General features: G+C 68.2%; 17 protein-coding genes. 10 read left to right on the top strand and 7 right to left on the bottom strand.

Annotated features, from left to right (window positions below; genetic code table 11):
* Positions 1 to 36 precede the first annotated feature (36 nt).
* On the bottom strand, positions 37 to 975 hold the full coding sequence (locus tag AC6R2M_RS13550) for an ImuA family protein (protein WP_500482985.1): 939 nt from the start codon (positions 973 to 975) through the stop codon (positions 37 to 39).
* Positions 976 to 1,208: 233 nt separating this feature from the next.
* Between AC6R2M_RS13550 and AC6R2M_RS13545 the strand changes: the two genes are divergently transcribed.
* From AC6R2M_RS13545 to AC6R2M_RS13535, 3 genes are all read left to right on the top strand, one after another.
* A complete protein-coding gene (locus tag AC6R2M_RS13545) occupies positions 1,209 to 1,631 on the top strand; it encodes a metallopeptidase family protein (RefSeq protein ID WP_500487595.1) in 423 nt (140 codons plus the stop codon).
* Positions 1,628 to 2,230, top strand: coding sequence for a cysteine hydrolase family protein (locus AC6R2M_RS13540; protein WP_500482984.1), 603 nt, complete (start codon positions 1,628 to 1,630; stop codon positions 2,228 to 2,230). The genes AC6R2M_RS13545 and AC6R2M_RS13540 overlap by 4 nt, the downstream gene beginning before the upstream one ends.
* Before the next feature lie 79 nt (positions 2,231 to 2,309).
* The gene (locus AC6R2M_RS13535) at positions 2,310 to 3,593 is read left to right on the top strand and encodes an HlyC/CorC family transporter (protein ID WP_500482983.1); all 1,284 of its coding nucleotides are present in this window, start codon (positions 2,310 to 2,312) and stop codon (positions 3,591 to 3,593) included.
* 74 nt (positions 3,594 to 3,667) lie between these two features.
* Here the strand turns inward: AC6R2M_RS13535 and AC6R2M_RS13530 are convergent, their stop codons facing one another.
* Together AC6R2M_RS13530 and AC6R2M_RS13525 are read right to left on the bottom strand one after the other, a co-directional pair.
* Positions 3,668 to 4,345 carry a TIGR02117 family protein gene (locus tag AC6R2M_RS13530; protein ID WP_500482982.1) on the bottom strand — a complete coding sequence of 226 codons (678 nt, stop codon included), beginning with the start codon at positions 4,343 to 4,345 and terminating at the stop codon, positions 3,668 to 3,670.
* Positions 4,346 to 4,349: 4 nt separating this feature from the next.
* Positions 4,350 to 4,556: a DUF1737 domain-containing protein gene (locus AC6R2M_RS13525; protein ID WP_500482981.1), complete on the bottom strand. Its 207-nt coding sequence runs from the start codon at positions 4,554 to 4,556 to the stop codon at positions 4,350 to 4,352.
* A 205-nt stretch (positions 4,557 to 4,761) separates the two neighbouring features.
* Here AC6R2M_RS13525 and leuD point away from each other — a divergent pair, with 205 nt between their 5' ends.
* Positions 4,762 to 5,367, top strand: a complete 606-nt coding sequence (gene leuD, locus AC6R2M_RS13520) for a 3-isopropylmalate dehydratase small subunit (protein ID WP_500482980.1) — start codon at positions 4,762 to 4,764, stop codon at positions 5,365 to 5,367.
* Positions 5,368 to 5,431: 64 nt separating this feature from the next.
* Positions 5,432 to 6,544, top strand: a complete 1,113-nt coding sequence (leuB, locus tag AC6R2M_RS13515) for a 3-isopropylmalate dehydrogenase (protein ID WP_500482979.1) — start codon at positions 5,432 to 5,434, stop codon at positions 6,542 to 6,544.
* Between the two features lie 62 nt (positions 6,545 to 6,606).
* Here leuB and AC6R2M_RS13510 read toward each other — a convergent pair whose 3' ends face one another.
* The 4 genes from AC6R2M_RS13510 to AC6R2M_RS13495 form a co-directional block, all read right to left on the bottom strand.
* Positions 6,607 to 8,241 (bottom strand): BCCT family transporter, encoded by a 1,635-nt coding sequence (locus AC6R2M_RS13510; RefSeq protein WP_500482978.1) that lies wholly within the window; start codon positions 8,239 to 8,241, stop codon positions 6,607 to 6,609.
* A 220-nt stretch (positions 8,242 to 8,461) separates the two neighbouring features.
* A complete protein-coding gene (locus tag AC6R2M_RS13505; RefSeq protein WP_500482976.1) occupies positions 8,462 to 8,977 on the bottom strand; it encodes a hypothetical protein in 516 nt (171 codons plus the stop codon).
* 103 nt (positions 8,978 to 9,080) lie between these two features.
* Complete coding sequence (locus AC6R2M_RS13500; RefSeq protein WP_500482974.1) at positions 9,081 to 10,850, bottom strand: sodium:solute symporter family protein; 1,770 nt, start codon at positions 10,848 to 10,850, stop codon at positions 9,081 to 9,083.
* 20 nt (positions 10,851 to 10,870) lie between these two features.
* A complete protein-coding gene (locus AC6R2M_RS13495) occupies positions 10,871 to 11,314 on the bottom strand; it encodes a DUF4212 domain-containing protein (RefSeq protein WP_500482972.1) in 444 nt (147 codons plus the stop codon).
* A 326-nt stretch (positions 11,315 to 11,640) separates the two neighbouring features.
* Here AC6R2M_RS13495 and AC6R2M_RS13490 point away from each other — a divergent pair, with 326 nt between their 5' ends.
* The 5 genes from AC6R2M_RS13490 to phnC all read left to right on the top strand — a co-directional run bounded on the left by AC6R2M_RS13490 (position 11,641) and on the right by phnC (position 17,293).
* On the top strand, positions 11,641 to 12,672 hold the full coding sequence (locus AC6R2M_RS13490) for an aspartate-semialdehyde dehydrogenase (RefSeq protein WP_500482970.1): 1,032 nt from the start codon (positions 11,641 to 11,643) through the stop codon (positions 12,670 to 12,672).
* An 82-nt stretch (positions 12,673 to 12,754) separates the two neighbouring features.
* Positions 12,755 to 14,272: an FAD-dependent oxidoreductase gene (locus AC6R2M_RS13485; protein WP_500482968.1), complete on the top strand. Its 1,518-nt coding sequence runs from the start codon at positions 12,755 to 12,757 to the stop codon at positions 14,270 to 14,272.
* Between the two features lie 265 nt (positions 14,273 to 14,537).
* Complete coding sequence (locus tag AC6R2M_RS13480; protein ID WP_500482966.1) at positions 14,538 to 15,200, top strand: YiaD family glycine zipper/OmpA-like lipoprotein; 663 nt, start codon at positions 14,538 to 14,540, stop codon at positions 15,198 to 15,200.
* Positions 15,201 to 15,435: 235 nt separating this feature from the next.
* On the top strand, positions 15,436 to 16,398 hold the full coding sequence (gene phnD, locus AC6R2M_RS13475; RefSeq protein WP_500482964.1) for a phosphate/phosphite/phosphonate ABC transporter substrate-binding protein: 963 nt from the start codon (positions 15,436 to 15,438) through the stop codon (positions 16,396 to 16,398).
* A 76-nt stretch (positions 16,399 to 16,474) separates the two neighbouring features.
* Complete coding sequence (gene phnC / locus AC6R2M_RS13470; RefSeq protein ID WP_500482962.1) at positions 16,475 to 17,293, top strand: phosphonate ABC transporter ATP-binding protein; 819 nt, start codon at positions 16,475 to 16,477, stop codon at positions 17,291 to 17,293.
* Position 17,294 lies beyond the last annotated feature (1 nt).

Genomic DNA, 17,294 nt, shown 5'->3' with positions numbered 1-17,294 from the left:
GACGGAACGGGGCCGGTGACCGGCCCAGCGGGCGCCTCAGGATGCGCGCCGGAGAGCCACGAGCGTCCCAGCCTCTCGCGCAGGATGCGGTCGGTGGACAGTCTCGGGAGCGACACCGCCAGATAGCGCGGGGGCACGGTCGAGGAGAGCGAGGCGCTGCTCATGGGCGTTCCATTCCAGAAGGAATTGGCGGGTACGTCCGTCCCGCGATTTCTCGATGTCGATCCGAAAGGCCGGCGCGCCGAGGAAGCGCCCGGGGCCGAGTTCGCCGGGCGGCGCGCCGGGATGGGCGGAGACGGCGAGCCGCAGGGGCGCCGCGCTCGTCTCCGGCGCACCGGCCTGGCGCAGCATGAGGAAGGGGCGGCCGCTCTCCTTCGCGCGCACGTGCAGGCGGCGCGTGCCTTCGAGGCCGAGCCGCTTCGGATTGCCGCGCGTCTCCAGGACGACGAGGGCGGGCGCGCGAGAGCGCGCGGCCTCCTCGCCCGCCCAGATCGCCTCCTCCAGGTGCTGGGGCGCGACGAGGAGGAGGGCGGCGGGGTCGAGACCGAGCGTGCGCAGGCCCGCCGCCGAGGCATGGCCGCCTTCGGTGAAGACGTGGCGTTCGCCGATCCAGATCAACGGCCGGCAAGCGTCGGCGCCGGCCAAGATCGCGAGCGCCAGCGCGAAGCCGGCCCCCGCGCCCGCATCCCGGGTCTGGTCGAGCCGCAGTTCGGTGAGGCCGGTGGGAATGCCGCCCGACAAGGCCTCGTCGAAGGGCGCGACGCCCGTGGGAAGGACGAAATCCGCCTCCGGGTTCTCCTCCTGAAGGCGCTCGGCGAGCCGGCCCTCAATGCGCGCGACTTCGCCGCGCAGCCTGGTCAGAACGGGCGGGACAGGCCTGCCCGCTCTCTCTCCGGCGCTTGGCTCCACAGGAGCACCGGCGAACGCCATCGTTGCGGCGGCCGGGGCCCGCCGCTTGTCGCTGAGCTCGAACATAGGGTCTCCATCGGCCGCGACGGAAAGGTCGCACCGGTCTCACCGCCTCGATCGAGGCATTTCGTTCCTGTTATGTTCCAATGGATTCCAGAGCGGCCCCGACGAGTCAAGCTGTCCTATTGGAGGAATATTTTCTTGGGTCCGCCGGAACTTTTCGTGCTGCAGCGTCAAACCCTTTGGCAGAACGGCCTGCCGCACAATATGCACCCCTCGACGAAGGTTGAGGGACGATGATGGCCATTCTCGATCAGAGCGGCGACTGGGCGGGCCGGCTGGCGCCGAGCCTGGAGGAGTTCGAAAGCCTCGCGGTGGCCGCCTATGCCGGCCTGCCGGAAGCGTTCCGAGCCCTCTCCGGCGACATCCGCCTTCTGGTCGCCGACTTCCCGGACGACGACGTGATCGAGGAGATGAACCTCGAAAGCCCCTTCGACATCCTCGGCCTGTTCGAAGGCCGCCCCATCGGCGAATCCGACGTGCCGGGCACCTTCGAGATGCCCAACCGCATCCTCCTCTATCGCCGTCCCATCCTCGATTACTGGGCCGAGCACGAGGAGACGCTGGGCACCCTCGTCACCCATGTCCTGATCCACGAGATCGGCCACCATTTCGGCCTGTCGGACGACGACATGGAAGCGCTGGAAGAGAGCGTGGCGTGACCGATCGCCTCAGCCCCTCGCGCACCGCGCTTCTCGTCATCGACGTGCAACAGGCCTTCGCGCAGAAGGAGGCCGCGGGCGAGCGGCGCAACAATCCCGGCGCGCTCGACGCCATCGCCGCGCTCCTCGACGCCTTCCGGCGGGCGGAGGCCCCGGTCGTCCACGTGCGCCACCGCAACGTGAGCCCCCGCTCGCGCTTCCACCCGGATGCCGCCGGCTTCCAGCCGATGGAAGCGGCGCGCGAGCGGCCGGGCGAGACCCTGATCGTGAAGGACGTGAACAGCGCTTTCATCGGCACCCCGCTCGACGATCATCTCCGGGCGAGCGGGATCGAGGCGCTGGCGATCGTCGGCATCACGACCAACCATTGCGTGGAGACGACGACGCGCATGGCCGGCAATCTGGGCTACGAGACCCTTCTCGTCTCCGACGCCACCTATACGTTCGACCGCACGGGTCCCGACGGGCGCCTGTTCCCGGCCGAGGACATCCAGGCGATGACGCTGGCCAACCTTCACGGCGAGTTCTGCACGGTCACGACGGCCGAACAGGTGTCGAAGGCCCTGGCCGCCGCCACAGCGTCGGGCGCGGCAGGGTGACGCGGCACCGCAAATCCGGCAATCCTTTTCCGGAACGCGCCCGCACCGGCCCGTTCCCGCTCCTGATGGAAGGCTACAAGTGGACGCCCTGATTCTCATCGTGATCCTGGTCCTTCTCGTGCTGTCGGCGACCTTTTCCGGCAGCGAGACGGCGTTCACCGCCTCGAGCCGGGCCTTCATCGCGCGCCAGTCGAAGGAGGGGAACCGCAACGCCGCACGGATCGCGAAGCTGGGAAAGCGCAAGGACCGCTTCATCGCCGCGCTCCTGGTGGGCAACAATTTCGTCAACACCACCGCCACGGCCCTGGCCTCGGGCCTGCTCATCGCCTGGTTCGGCGAAGGCGGCGTCCTCTACGCCTCGCTGGTGATGACCGTCCTTCTGGTGATCTTCGCCGAGGTCCTGCCCAAGACCTACGCCCTGCAGCGGCCGGACGACGCCGCGCTGAAGGCTGCGCCCTTCCTCGCCCTCGTCGACCGGGTGCTCGGGCCGCTCGGCTCCCTCGTCAACATCATCCTCTCCCGGCTGCTGCGCGCCATCGGCGGCGCGCCGGACGCCGGGGCCGGCCAGGGCGAGGAGGAACTGCAGGGCCTGATCGACCTCTACGGCATCGAGGAGAAGGGCGCGGCGCAAAGAGCGGCGCGCGAGGAGCGCCAGATGCTGCGCGGCGTGCTGGCGCTGGACGATCTGACCGTCGAGGACGTGATGACGCAGCGCATGCGCATCGTCGGACTGCCGGCCGACCTCGACCCGGACGAGATCGTCTCCCGGCTGCTTTCCGCCGGCCATTCGCGCCTCGTCCTGTGGGGCGAGACGAACGACGACGTCGTCGGAATCGTCGATGCCAAGGGGGCTCTCGCGGCCTTCGCCGAGGCGCGCCGGGACGGGCGGTCGGCGGACATCCGGGCCTTCGCCACGCCGCCGGTCTTCGTTCCCGAGAGCCGGCCGCTGCGCGAACAGCTCGAATCCTTCCGCAACGGCTCGTCGCAGAAGATGAACCTCGTCGTGGACGAGCATGGCGACCTCGCCGGACTGGTCACGCTGGAGGACATCGTCGAGGTCGTCTTCGGCCAGATCGCCCAGCCCGGCGAGGCGATCATCGCCGATCCGAAGGACAGCGGACACGTGACCGTGCGCGGCGACACGCGGCTGCGCGAGATCGAGCGGGCGCTGGAATGGGACCTGCCCGAGCGCGAGGCGGCGACCGTGGGAGGGCTGATCGTCTCGGAGCGCGGCGGGGTGCCGGAGGTCGGCACGGCGATCGAGATCGACGGCTACCGGTTCAAGATCCTGGAGCGGCACGGGCGCCGCATCAGCTCGGTGGAGATCCGCCGTCTGCCGCGGGCGGTCGCAGATCCGGAGTGAGGGGCGCCTGGGCGACCTCCTCCACCCCACGCGTCAGGCTTTCCGAGTGTCGATTCCGATTTTCGGGCCGATGCTCAGCCGTGCCAGCGGATCGAGGCCAGGAGCGTCTGGGGCAGGGGCGTCCAGATGCCCGTCGCGATGCCGGCATGGGCGAGCGCCGCGCTCGTCCAGACATTGCAGCCCACGGCGATGTTGAACCAGCCTTCCGCCTCGTAGAAGAGGTCGAACGGGGAGTATCCCGCCCCGGCCACATGGACCGGCCGCCCCGCGTCGTCGTGCTCCAGCGTCTGCTCGACGAAGGCGAGAAGCGCCTCGAACTGCGCGTCGGAAAGGACGAGCCGGCGCGTGCCGGGAAGATCGGCGGGAAGCACGGGCGCCAGCGCGAAGCGCAGCACGGAATCGTCCAGCGTGACGGAGGCGAAGGCCGCTCCCGCCGTCAGGTCGCCCCAGGTGGGCGTGCGCGTGTAGAACTCCCGGCCGCCCCAGCCGACGAGGATCGCGCCGAGCTCGGGGTGGTCCAGCGGCAGACCGTCCTCGGCGAGGAAGCGCAGGCGCTCCAGCACCTGCGGCGTCGCGGGCAGCGCGATGTCGGTGTGAATGGCGTTGGCGACGAGGACGATCTCGTTGCCGCCCGGCCCGGACGCGACGTTCTCCACGCCGCGCGGGACCAGAAGGCCGAGGAGAAGCGCGAGCGCGACCGCCAGCGCCAGTCCCGCGAAGGCCTGGGCCGAACGCTTCGCGCCGCGGCGCAAGGGCCTATTGCTCGCCGAGCTTCATCGAGGGGTCGTAGTCCTTGCCCTCGACGGTCTTCGTCACCGGCTGGGCGCACTTCATGACGCCTTCGGCGGCATCGAAGGCGTAGGCCGGGCTGCCGGCGAGCTCCCAGCCCTTGGACAGGGCGAGGGAGACCTTGTGGCAGAAGGCGGAATCATCGATCCCGGTGAGGAGGCGGTAGAGCTTCATGAAGCGGGCTCCGGACGAAAGGGTCCGGCATCCCTCGCAAAGCCCGGTCCGGCGCGCAAGGGCCGGCGCTCCCGTCGCGATGGGGGAAGGCGTCTGCGAAGCTTTGACCCCTGAGCGCGGGCGATGCTATCGGAACCGGCGATGAGAGCGGCTTGCGGACCGGGGAACCCGCCCCGATCGAAGCCGCCGCCGAAGGAGGATGGACATGCAGAAGTTCGACAGGCTGACGGGCGTGGCCGCGCCGCTGCCCATCGTCAACATCGACACCGACATGATCATCCCGAAGGACTATCTGAAGACGATCAAGCGCACCGGGCTCGGCGTCGGCCTCTTCGCAGGCCTGCGCTACAACGACGACGGCTCGGACAATCCCGACTTCGTCCTCAACAAGCCGGCTTATCGCAACGCCGAGATCCTGATCGCGGGCGACAATTTCGGCTGCGGTTCGAGCCGTGAGCACGCGCCCTGGGCGTTGCTGGACTTCGGCATCCGCTGCGTGATATCGACCGACTTCGCCGACATCTTCTACAACAACTGCTTCCAGAACGGCATTCTGCCGATCCGCGTTAGCCAGGAGGAGCTGGACCAGCTCATGGAGGACGCGCAGAAGGGCGCGAACGCCAAGATCTCGGTCGATCTGGCGGCGCAGGAGATCGTGCGGCCGGACGGCGAGACCGTTCGCTTCGACATCGACCCGGCGCGCAAGCACCGTCTTCTGAACGGCCTCGACGACATCGGCCTGACGCTGCAGAAGGACACCGACATCGCCGGCTTCGAGGGGCGCCTCTCGCAGGAGCGCCCCTGGGCATGAGCCGATTTTGATCGCTCGCCTCCAGACGACCCCGAACAGAACGACAGATCGGAGCTGCCCGAGAATGACGACCCGCAAACTGCTGCTCCTGCCCGGCGACGGCATCGGCCCCGAGGCGATGGCCGAGGTCGAGAAGTTCATCCCCGTCCTCAACGAGGCGGGCGCGGGCTTCGAGAGCGAAACCGGCCTCGTCGGCGGCGCGGCGCTCGATGCGCATGGCGTGCCGATCTCGGAAGGGGACATGGCGCTCGCCATGGCCGCGGACGCGGTGCTCTTCGGCGCGGTCGGCGGGCCGAAATGGGACGCGGTCCCCTACGAGAAGCGGCCCGAGGCCGGCCTCCTGCGCTTGCGCAAGGACATGGAGCTCTTCGCCAATCTTCGCCCCGCCATCTGTTATCCCGCGCTGGCCGACGCCTCCTCGCTCAAGCGCGAGCTGGTCGACGGGCTCGACATCCTGATCGTGCGCGAGCTGACGGGCGGGGTGTATTTCGGCGAGCCGAAGGAGATCACGGACCTCGGCAACGGCCAGAAGCGCGGCGTCGACACGCAGGTCTACGAGACCTACGAGATCGAGCGCATCGCCAGGGCCGCCTTCGAGCTGGCGCGCACGCGGCGCGGCAAGGTGACCTCGATGGAGAAGCGCAACGTCATGAAGACGGGCGTTCTCTGGAACGAGGTCGTCACCGCCACGCACAAGGACGGCTATGACGACGTCGCGCTCGACCACATGCTGGCGGATGCGGGCGGCATGAAGCTCGTGCAGAACCCCAAGCAGTTCGACGTCATCGTCACCGACAACCTCTTCGGCGACATGCTGTCGGACATCGCGGCCATGCTGACGGGCTCGCTCGGCATGCTGCCCTCGGCCTCTCTCGGAAGCCCCGACGCCGCGACGGCCAAGCGCCGCGCGCTCTACGAGCCGGTGCACGGCTCGGCGCCCGACATTGCCGGGCAAGGGATCGCCAACCCGATCGCGATGATCGCCTCGCTGGCGATGATGCTGCGCTATTCCTTCCAGATGACCGCGGAGGCGGACGCGCTGGAGGGGGCGATCGCCGAGGTTCTGGACTCCGGCACGCGCACCGGCGACATCATGGCGCCGAACTGCCGCAAGGTCGGAACGGGCGAGATGGGCGACGCGATCCTGTCCGCCTTCCGCACGCGCCTCGCGGCCTGACCGGCCCCGTCCGACGCTCGATACGAAAAGGGGCGCCCGCCGGGCGCCCCTTTTTCGTTGGGTCAGTCGCCTGAGACGACGGCCGGCGGGCCCTTCAGATGCTTTTCGCCCTCGTAGGCGTCCGGCAGATTGTGGTCCGCCTCCTTCTCCGTCAGGTACCACTGCTTAGTGCGGTGCAGGACGAGGCGGTCGCGCCCGAAGCCGCGCAACAGGCCGAACATCATCACCAGAATGACGAAGGTGAAGGGAAAGCCCGCCACCACGGCGGCTGCCTGAAGCGATTCCAGTCCGCCCGCCACGACGAGGACGGCGGCGATGGCGCCGGAGGAGATCGCCCAGAACATGCGCTGGATGCGCGGCGGGTCGTCGTGCCCGCCCGCCGTCAGCATGTCGACCACGAGGCTCGCCGAATCGGCTGAGGTCACGAACCAGATCACGATCATCACGACGATGAGCGCGTTCAGAAGCGTGGTGAACGGGTAGAACTCCATCATGGCGAAGATGGCCGAGCCGTAGCTCGCCTGGGCCGCCGCCGCGAGGCCCGGCTCGGCACCCGAAAGCTCCATCTGCACCGCGACGCCGCCGAAGGCGGTGAACCAGAAGAACAGGATGCCGCAGGGGATGCAGAGCACGCCGAGCGAGAATTCGCGCACGGTGCGCCCGCGCGAGATGCGCGCGATGAAGATGCCGACGAAGGGCGACCAGGAGATCCACCACGTCCAGTAGAAGATCGTCCAGTCGACCTGCCAGTCCGTGCCCGAATAGGATTCGTTCCAGAAGGACAGGCGGGGCAGGGCCTCCAGATAGAGGCCGATATTCTCGATGAAGGAATCGAGGACGTAGAGCGTCGGCCCGAAGACGACGACGAAGGCCAGCAGCGCCATCGACAGGCCGACATTGAAGTTCGACAGGCGCTTGATGCCGGAGTTGAGGCCGGCCATCACCGAGAGGGTCGCGGCCGCGGTGATGCCCGCCAGGAGCCCCAGCTGAAGCGCGATGGAGCCTTCGATCCCGGTCAGAACCTCCAGGCCGTCGCTGATCTGCATGACGCCGAGGCCGAGGGAGGTGACGACGCCGAAGATGGTGCCGAAGACGGCGAGGATGTCCACCGCATGTCCGATCGGGCCGTAGATGCGCTCGCCGATCAGCGGATAGAGCGCCGAGCGGATCGACAGCGGCAGTCCGTGCCGGAAGTGGAAATAGGCGAGGCTGAGGCCCACCAGCGCGTAGATCGCCCAGCCGTGGATCCCCCAATGGAGGAAGGACAGCACCATGGCCTGCTGGGCCGCCTCCACCGAGAAGGGTTCGCCCACCGGCGGCTCGGCGAAATGCTGCAGCGGCTCGGCGACGCCCCAGTAGAGCAGGCCGATGCCGATGCCGGCGGAAAACAGCATCGAGACCCAGGAGAAGAAGCCGTATTGCGGCTCCTCGGTCTGCGCTCCGAGACGAATGTCACCGTATCGGCTCATGGCCGCGTAGAGCACGAAGCCGATGGCGGACGTGGTCGTCAGCGTCAGAAGCCAGCCGAACCGCTCGCCGATCTGGGCCTGCAGGCCAGGGAAGAGCGCGCCGGCCGCTTCCGGAAAGAGGATGCCGAACAGGACGAAGGCGACGATCAGCCCGGCCGAGATCGAGAAGACGGGGCGGCTGACATGAGGAAACGGGCCGAGGGGCCCTGTCCGGACTTCGGTACGCAACTCTGATCCTTTCGATCCGGGCAGACAGCTCCGAGAGCTCCCCCGACCCGGGAGAGCGCCGAAAATCTTGTGTTCGCGGCTATATGTCCGGATTTTAGAACGGGTCGAGATGCGTGGCGCCCCGTGGCCGCCCGCAAGTCGCCATGTTTCCGCCATGTGGCGCGTCGGCGCGGCGGAACGAAGGGTCGAGGGACGGCAGGCGCGAAAGGCGGCTCGCTCGTCAGGCGGTGCCGCAGCTTGCCGTCAGCAGCGGATCTCCGGCCGGCAGTTCGATCCAGCGCAGGTTCGCGGAAGCCGGGTCGAGGCTCGCGGCATCGACCACCTGGGCGCGCTTGCCGGTGCGGCAGTCGACGAACTGGGCCACGCGGCCCACCGGCATGCGGCGGCTGACGAGCACCACGTCCACCAGGGCGATGTCGGGATGGTCGGGGTTGCGCCCGACCGCCTCGCGGTCGATCGCGGAGAAGCGGTCGGTGACCGGGAAGAGATAGGTCCAGGGTCGCATGGGCGAGCGTTCCGCGTGGCTGCCCAGCACCGCGAAATGGTCGGGCAGGGCGGCCTGCGTGCGCTCGGCCCAGCTGTAGTCGCTCCACAGACCGAAGCCGAGCATGGCGAGCCCGGCGCTGATCGGCACGAGCGCGCGGGGCAGGCGTCCGCGCGACAGGCGCAGGGCCAGAAGCGCCAGGCCCGCGGCCATGAAGCCGAGGGCGATCGCTCCGATCAGTTCGAGGGCCATGACGGGTCAGCTCAACGAAACGAGGGATGGTGGGGACGATGCTGACGCCCGCCGCCTCGAGTGCGAAGCGGCGGGCGAGGGGGCGCCGAACGGGGCGCCGTTCTCAGTGAGAGCTGGCCGCTCCCGCACCGCGCGGGATGCGGATCGAGCGCACCAGCTCCTGGATGTGGGCAGGCGGAGCCTTGGTGACGCGCGAGACGCCGAAGGCGACCGCGAAGTTCACCGCCGCGCCGACCGCGCCGATGGACAGCGGCGAGATGCCCAGCACCCAATTGTCCGGCGTGTCGGGAAGCTGGTTGGTGCCGGGGATGAAGAACCAGCCCTTGTACACGAAGATGTAGATCGTCGTGACGAGAAGGCCGGCGAGCATTCCCGCGACCGCGCCCTTGTTGTTCACCTTCGTGGAGAAGATGCCCATCATCAGCACCGGGAAGATCGACGCCGCGGCGATGCCGAAGGCGAAGGCGACGGTCTGTGCCGCGAATCCGGGCGGGTTGATGCCCAGCCAGGTCGCGAGCGCGATGGCGGCGGCCATGGCGATGCGCGCGGCGAGGAGCTCCCCCTTCTCCGAGATGTTCGGATTGATCGCGCCCTTGATCAGGTCGTGGCTGATCGCGCCGGAGATCGCGAGGAGAAGGCCGGCCGCGGTGGAGAGCGCGGCCGCGAGGCCGCCCGCCGCCACGAGCGCGATCACCCAGCCCGGCAGACCGGCGATCTCGGGATTGGCGAGAACGAGGATGTCGTTGTTGACCGTCAGCTCCGAGCCCTGCCAGCCGCGTTCGGCGGCCGTCGCGGCGAAGTCCGGATTGCGGTCGTTGTAGAACTGGATGCGCCCGTCGCCATTGACGTCGTTGAAGGTCAGAAGGCCCGTCGTCTCCCAGTTCTGCATCCATTCAGGACGGTCGGCATAGGCGATCGCCTGCTCGTTCACGCCGTTCGGGTAGATCGTGTCGAGGATGTTGAGGCGCGCCATGGCCCCGACGGCCGGAGCGGTCAGGTAGAGCGCGGCGATGAAGACCAGAGCCCAGCCCGCCGACCAGCGCGCGTCCGACACCTTCGGCACCGTGAAGAACCGGATGATGACGTGCGGCAGACCCGCCGTGCCGATCATCAGCGTCAGGGTGAAGAGGGTGAGGTTCAGCGTCGAATCGTGCTGCGCGGTGTACTGGTTGAAGCCCAGATCCGTGACGATGTTGTCCAGCGTCTGGAGGAGCGGCGCGCCCGATCCGACATGTTCGGAGAACAGGCCGAGCGGCGGCACGGGATTGCCCGTCAGCTGCAGCGAGATGAAGATCGCCGGGATGGTGTAGGCGATGATCAGGACGATGTACTGCGCGACCTGCGTGTAGGTGACGCCCTTCATGCCGCCGAGGACGGCGTAGAAGAAGACCACCGCCGCGCCGATCAGAAGACCGGTCGTGGAGGAGACCTCCAGGAAGCGGGAGAAGGCGACGCCCACGCCCGTCATCTGTCCGATGACGTAGGTGACCGAGGCGACGATCAGGCACAGGACGCCGACGAGGCGCGCGGTGCGCGAATAGAAGCGGTCGCCGATGAACTCGGGGACGGTGAACTTGCCGAATTTACGCAGATAGGGCGCGAGCAGAAGCGCCAGGAGGACGTAGCCTCCGGTCCAGCCCATGAGATAGCCGGAATTGTCGTAGCCCACGAAGGCGATGAGGCCGGCCATGGATATGAAGGACGCGGCCGACATCCAGTCGGCGGCGGTCGCCATTCCGTTTGTGACCGGGTGCACGCCGCGATTGGCGGCGTAGAACTCGGCGGTCGAGTTCGCCCGGGTGGCGATCGCGATGCCGATATAGAGGGCGAAGGTCGCCCCCACGACGATGAGATTGAGCCAGTATTGCGTCATCGTTCCCCTCCCGCCGTCCGTCAGACTTCGTCGACGCCGAACTGCCGGTCGAGCCGGTTCATTCGGATGGCGTAGAAGAAGATCAGGACGATGAAGACGATGATCGATCCCTGCTGGGCGAACCAGAAGCCGAGATCGGTCCCCCCGATCGCGATGCCCGACAGGAGCGGGCGCAGGATGATGCCGAATCCGAAGGATGACAGCGCCCAGACCACGAGGCAGCCGGCCATCAACCTCAGATTGGCCTTCCAGTAATTGTCTTCAGATAGCGATTCCGATTGCATGCGCGAACCTCCCAGATGCACTGCGGCGCTAGACAGACGGTCTTTCGCCTTGTTTGGCAAGCCCCTGACCCCTTCTGCGGGCTGCCCCGTGGTCACGGCGGCGCGATGCAACCGGATGCGGGGATGCCGCGTTGCTGGCCATCGAACGAACAACCCGAAGATCGCGAGGACCTCAGACATGATTCGCTCCATCCTGAAAGCCGTCGTCCTGGGCTGGATCACCAAGCGCATCGCGGGCGGCGGTCGCCGCGACCAGCGCGCCCCGCGCCGTCCCTGATCCGGCGGGCCCGGCCCGTACGGCAGATCCCGTCCTGAAGGCGGCAATCGCGAGGGCTCATGGCTCTTGCGATTGACAGGACGACGCAGGCGGGCGCATAGACGCTGCCATGTTCCCGCGCTCCTCGACTAAAACCGCGATTATCTGACCGCCTCGTCCCGCACTCCCCCGGGACGGGGTTCGAGTGCTGGATAGGTCTCGCGGGGAGCGGACAGGGCTTTCGAATATCATGGGCTACAAAGTCGCCGTCGCCGGCGCGACTGGCAATGTCGGTCGCGAAATCCTTTCCATCCTCGACGAGCGCGGCTTTCCGGCCGACGAGGTCGTGGCGCTCGCCTCGCGGCGCAGCCAGGGCACCGAGGTGTCCTTCGGCGACAAGACGCTGAAGGTGAAGGCTCTCGAATCCTACGACTTCGCCGGCACCGACATCTGCCTGATGTCCGCCGGCGGCTCGGTCGCCAAGGAGTGGGCGCCGAAGATCGGCGCGGCCGGCTGCGTCGTGATCGATAATTCCTCGGCCTTCCGCTACGAGGCGGACGTGCCGCTGATCGTGCCCGAGGTGAACGCCGACGCCGTCTCCGGCTTCTCCAAGCGCAACATCATCGCCAACCCGAACTGCTCGACCGCGCAGCTCGTCGTGGCGCTCAAGCCGCTGCACGAGAAGGCGAAGATCCGCCGTGTCGTCGTCTCGACCTACCAGTCGGTCTCGGGCGCGGGCAAGGACGGCATGGACGAGCTGTTCACGCAGTCGCGCGCGGTCTTCGTGTCGGACCCGGTCGAGGCGAAGAAGTTCACCAAGCGCATCGCCTTCAACGTCATCCCCCACATCGACGTCTTCATGGAGGACGGCTCCACGAAGGAAGAGTGGAAGGTGATGGCCGAGACGAAGAAGATGCTCGACCCGAAGATCAAGGTCACCTGCACGGCCGTGCGCGTGCCGGTCTTCATCGGCCATTCCGAGAGCGTCAACATCGAGTTCGAGGAGCCGATCACGGCGGACGAGGCCCGTGCGATCCTGCGCGAGGCGCCCGGCTGCCTCGTGATCGACAAGCGCGAGGACGGCGGCTACGCCACGCCGATCGACACGGCCGGCGAGGACGCCACCTACATCTCGCGCATCCGCGAGGATCAGACGCTGGAGAACGGCCTGAACATGTGGGTCGTCGCCGACAATCTGCGCAAGGGCGCCGCGCTGAACGCGGTCCAGATCGCCGAGCTCCTGATTAACCGCAAGCTCCTGCGTCAGGCGGCGGCCGCCTGACGCTTTTCGGCGGGCGATCCCGGAACGAGAACCGTTCCAAACTCCTTCCCTTCCCGTCCTCGGATGAGAAGGGAAGGAAGCCATGGCCGCAGACGAAAAGCCCGACCTGAAGGAAACCGGCCTCGCGCTGTCCGATCTCGAAGACGCCGCGATGGTCGAAGGCGTGTTCGAGGAGGCGCCGGTTCTCCTCGTCCGGCAGGGCGGGACGATCCGGGCGTTTTCGGCCCGCTGCACCCATCTCGGCGCTCCCCTTGCCAAGGGTCTCCTTCACGAGGGCACGATCCGCTGCCCGTGGCACCATGCGCGGTTCGACGCGCAAACGGGCGAGGCGGCCGGCGCGCCGGCGCTCGGGCCTCTCTCCTGCTACGACGTCGAACGTCGGGGCGATCGCGTCCACGTGGTCGGAAAGCGTCGGTCGCAGCGCCCGGCGCCCGCCGCCGTGCCGGGACGGATCGTCATCGTGGGAACGGGCGCGGCGGGCTACGCCTGCGCCAACGAGCTGGTCCGGCTCGGAGCCGGGCCGACGGTCACGCTGCTGACGGCCGAAGGTGAGGCGCCCTACGACCGCACCTTCTGTTCCAAGCAGTATGTCGCCGGCAAGGCGCCGCGCGAGAAGCTTTCGCTCAAGCGCGACGACGCCCTGCGCGAGGCGGGCGTCACGATCCGTCTGGGCGCACGGGTGGACGCCATCGACCGGACCGCGAGGGAGCTGACGCTTGAGGGCGGCGAGCGCCTTCCCTTCGAGACGCTCGTCCTCGCGCTCGGCGGCGAACCGAACCGGGCGGAGACGCCCGGCCTCGAAAGCGCCCACGTCCTGCGTTCGCTCGAGGATGCCGACCGTCTGATCGAGGCCGCCGGCGAAGCGAAGAGCGCCGCCGTCCTCGGCTCCTCCTTCATCGGTCTGGAGGTCGCCGCCTCGCTGACGCAGCGCGGTCTGGCCGTCACGGTGATCGCGCCGAACACGGTGCCGCTCGCCAAGGTTCTGGGCGAGGAGATCGGCTCCGAGGTCCGCGCCGTGCACGAAGGCAAGGGCGTCTCGTTCCGTCTCGGACGCAAGGCCTCGTCCTACGCCGACCGCACGCTGACTCTCGACGACGGCTCGACCGTCCAGGCCGATCTGGTCGTCACCGGCATCGGCGTTTCGCCGCGCGTCGGTCTCGCGGAGGCGGCCGGGCTCGATCTCGCGTCGCGCGAGGAAGGCGGCGGCGTTCGCGTGGACGGCACCCTGCGCACCACCGATCCGGCCATCTTCGCGGTCGGCGACATCGCCTCCTATCCCGACATCCATTCCGGTCGCCGCCAGCGCGTCGAGCACTGGGTGCATGCGGGCCGGCAGGGGGAGCATGCCGCCCGCGTGATCCTCGGTCAGGAGAAGGATTTCGAGGATCTGCCCTTCTTCTGGACGGCGCATTTCGATTTCGGCCTGCGCTATGTCGGCCATGCCGCCTCGGTCGAGAGCGTCGCGGTCGAAGGCGCCGTGGCGGACCGGAACTTCGCCGCGACCATTGCGGACGGGCAGGGCGGCAAGGCTCTCGTCACGGCCAAGCGCGATCCCGCCGCGCTCGAACGCGAAGCGGCATGGGAGGCGAGGTCGGACTAAAGGTTGCATCGGCGACACACACGGGCGGAGACCGGCTCCCTCGTCCGCCCGTGCCTCCGCCTCGCCCCATTCGCCTGTCTCTAGAGCGCCGTGCGTCCGAACGGACGCAGGCCGCTCTAACTCTTTGAATCCACGCGTCAGGCTTTCCGAAAATCGATACCGATTTTCGGGCCGGTGCTGTAGCCAAACGGTCGGATTTTAAGCGAATGTGAACCATGCGGGCGGAGAGTCGCGCGCCAACGGTTTTGCCCCTCGGGAGTATTTCATGAAGAAGATCGTCGTCGCCGCGGCTTCCCTCGCCATCCTCGCCGGCTGCACCACCAACCCCTACACGGGCGAACAGCAGATTTCCCGGACGGCCGGCGGCGCGGGCATCGGCGCGGGCGTCGGCGCTCTCGGCGGCCTGATCGTCGGCGAGATCGCGGGCGTCGATCGCGGCAACGCGGCGCTCCTGGGTGCGGGCATCGGCACGCTCGCGGGCGGCTCCATCGGCGTCTACATGGACCGCCAGGAGGCCGATCTGCGCGCCCAGCTGCAGGGCACCGGCGTTTCGGTCACGCGCGTCGGCGACCGCATCATCCTGAACATGCCGTCGGCGATCACCTTCGCCACCGACCAGGATCAGGTCCGCTCGGACTTCTATTCGGTGCTGAACTCGGTCGCGATCGTCCTGAACCGCTACGACCGCTCGCTCGTCGAGGTTGCAGGCCACACCGACAATGTCGGCTCGGCCCAGTACAATCTCGGCCTGTCGCAGCGCCGCGCGGCGAGCGTCGCGAGCTACCTGCAGAGCCAAGGCGTCTCCGGCCAGCGTCTCGCGGTCCAGGGCTTCGGCCTGACGCAGCCCGTCGCCTCCAACGCGACCGAACAGGGCCGCGCGCAGAACCGCCGCGTCGAGATCCAGATCATGGCGCTCGAGCAGCGCTGATCGACGCCGAACGGCTCGAACCGATCGACGGGCCGCCTCGTGCGGCCCGTTTTGCGTTCGACGGAGGCTTCCGGCGCGCCCTCGAGCTCCCGTGTCGAGCGAGGAGGACCGCCGGGCCGCTTCCCCGCCCGTTCCCGCGCTGTCATCGATCCGTCACCTGGCCGTCACACCGCTGTATCCGAGCCTTGGCTTAACGCCCTCGTCTTCCCCCAACGGAACCGAACGAGGGCTCCCGATGACCGCTCTTTCCAAGATCCTTCTCGGCACCGCCGCCCTGGCGATCGCCCTGTCCGCCGTTCCGGCCCGCGCCGAATTCGCGCTCGACCCCCGCTTCACCGATTCCGACGGCGACATGGTCGCGGACATCCCGACCGACGAAAGCCAGCTCGTCGACCCCGACACGCTGGTCTTCGCCTATACGCCCGTCGAGGACCCGGCGATCTACGCGGACGTCTGGGCCGAGTTCATCGAGCATCTGTCCGAGGCGACCGGTAAGCCGGTCCAGTTCTTCCCCGTCCAGTCGAACGCCGCGCAGCTCGAAGCCATGCGCGCCGGCCGCCTGCACATCGCGGGCGTCAACACCGGCGGCAACCCGCTGGCCGTCGCCTGCGCCGGCTTCCGCCCCTTCGCCATGATGGCCGCCAAGGACGGCTCCTACGGTTACGAGATGGAGATCATCACCCATCCCGACACCGGCATCGAGGAGGTCGCCGACCTCGCCGGCAAGACGGTCGCCTTCACCTCCGAGACCTCCAATTCGGGCTTCAAGGCGCCGTCCGCGCTGCTCGCCTCGCAGTTCGACCTGACGGCGGGCGAGGACTTCCAGTCCGCCTTCTCCGGCGCCCACGACAATTCGATCCTCGGCGTCGCCAACCGCGACTACGACGCGGCCGCCATCGCCAATTCGGTCAAGGGCCGCATGATCGAACGCGGCGTCGTCTCCGCCGACGACCTCAAGGTGATCTACACCTCCGACACCTTCCCGACGACCGGCTATGGCGTCGTCTACAATCTGAAGCCGGAGCTCCAGCAGCAGATCCAGGACGCCTTCTTCTCCTTCGACTGGGAAGGCACGGGGCTCGCCGAGGAGTTCGGTCCGCAGGGCGAGGAGCAGTTCGTGCCCATCACCTTCCAGGAGAACTGGGGCGTCATCCGCGAGATCGATGCCGCGATGAACGTCTCCTACAACTGCAACTGATCCTTCGCCTGCTGCAGGGCGGGGGCGGCCGAACGCCGTCTCCGCCTTTCGCGCATCCTGACGGAAGGGGCTGCCCATGCTTGCGATCGAAAAGCTCGAGAAGCGCTACAAGACCGGCGACAAGGCGCTCTCGGGCGTCTCGCTCACGCTCCAGCCGGGGCAGGTCATGGGGCTGATCGGACCCTCGGGCGCGGGCAAGTCCACCCTCATCCGCTGCGTCAATCGCCTCGTCGAGCCGACCTCGGGATCGATCCGCCTCGGCGACACCGACATCGTGCGCCTCGGCCGGAGCGATCTCGCCCGCACCCGCCGCCGCATCGGCATGATCTTCCAGGAATACGCGCTCGTGGAGCGCCTGACGGTGATGGAGAACGTCCTGTCGGGCCGCCTCGGGACCGTGCCCTTCTGGCGTTCCTTCCTGCGACGCTTCCCGGCGAAGGACATCCGGGCCGCCTTCGCGCTGCTCGACCGCGTCGGGCTTCTGGCCCATGCCGACAAGCGCGCCGACGCTCTGTCCGGCGGCCAGCGCCAGCGCGTCGGCATCGCCCGCGCGCTCGCCCAGGAGCCCGAACTCCTCCTCGTCGACGAGCCGACCGCCTCGCTCGATCCCAAGACCTCCCGCCAGATCATGCGACTGATCCGGGAGATCTGCGCCGAGCGCGGCCTTCCGGCCATCATCAACATCCACGACGTGCCGCTGGCTCGGGCCTTCGTGGACCGGATCGTCGGGCTCAAGGCCGGGCGCGTCGTCTTCGACGGTACGCCGGAGGAACTCGACGAGAGCGTCCTGACGCGCATCTATGGCGAGGAGGACTGGAACGCGCTGCGCGGCAAGGCGGACGAGGCCGAGGACGGGTCGTGCGAGCCGAGCTTCGTGCGCGCGGCCGTCGCCTGAC

It is taken from the genome of Aureimonas sp. CAS (assembly GCF_059838215.1).
This window is presented reverse-complemented; position numbering and strand designations above follow the sequence as displayed.

Excerpts from the sequence above, each read along its gene's own strand:
- AC6R2M_RS13550 (WP_500482985.1), bottom strand. The coding sequence starts at position 975 with ATGTTCGAGCTCAGCGACAAGCGGCGGGCCCCGGCCGCCGCAACGATG.
- AC6R2M_RS13545 (WP_500487595.1), top strand. The coding sequence starts at position 1,209 with ATGGCCATTCTCGATCAGAGCGGCGACTGGGCGGGCCGGCTGGCGCCG.
- AC6R2M_RS13525 (WP_500482981.1), bottom strand. The coding sequence starts at position 4,556 with ATGAAGCTCTACCGCCTCCTCACCGGGATCGATGATTCCGCCTTCTGC.
- leuD (WP_500482980.1), top strand. The coding sequence starts at position 4,762 with ATGCAGAAGTTCGACAGGCTGACGGGCGTGGCCGCGCCGCTGCCCATC.
- leuB (WP_500482979.1), top strand. The coding sequence starts at position 5,432 with ATGACGACCCGCAAACTGCTGCTCCTGCCCGGCGACGGCATCGGCCCC.
- AC6R2M_RS13505 (WP_500482976.1), bottom strand. The coding sequence starts at position 8,977 with ATGGCCCTCGAACTGATCGGAGCGATCGCCCTCGGCTTCATGGCCGCG.
- AC6R2M_RS13500 (WP_500482974.1), bottom strand. The coding sequence starts at position 10,850 with ATGACGCAATACTGGCTCAATCTCATCGTCGTGGGGGCGACCTTCGCC.
- AC6R2M_RS13495 (WP_500482972.1), bottom strand. The coding sequence starts at position 11,314 with ATGTCTGAGGTCCTCGCGATCTTCGGGTTGTTCGTTCGATGGCCAGCA.
- AC6R2M_RS13490 (WP_500482970.1), top strand. The coding sequence starts at position 11,641 with ATGGGCTACAAAGTCGCCGTCGCCGGCGCGACTGGCAATGTCGGTCGC.
- AC6R2M_RS13485 (WP_500482968.1), top strand. The coding sequence starts at position 12,755 with ATGGCCGCAGACGAAAAGCCCGACCTGAAGGAAACCGGCCTCGCGCTG.
- AC6R2M_RS13480 (WP_500482966.1), top strand. The coding sequence starts at position 14,538 with ATGAAGAAGATCGTCGTCGCCGCGGCTTCCCTCGCCATCCTCGCCGGC.
- phnD (WP_500482964.1), top strand. The coding sequence starts at position 15,436 with ATGACCGCTCTTTCCAAGATCCTTCTCGGCACCGCCGCCCTGGCGATC.
- phnC (WP_500482962.1), top strand. The coding sequence starts at position 16,475 with ATGCTTGCGATCGAAAAGCTCGAGAAGCGCTACAAGACCGGCGACAAG.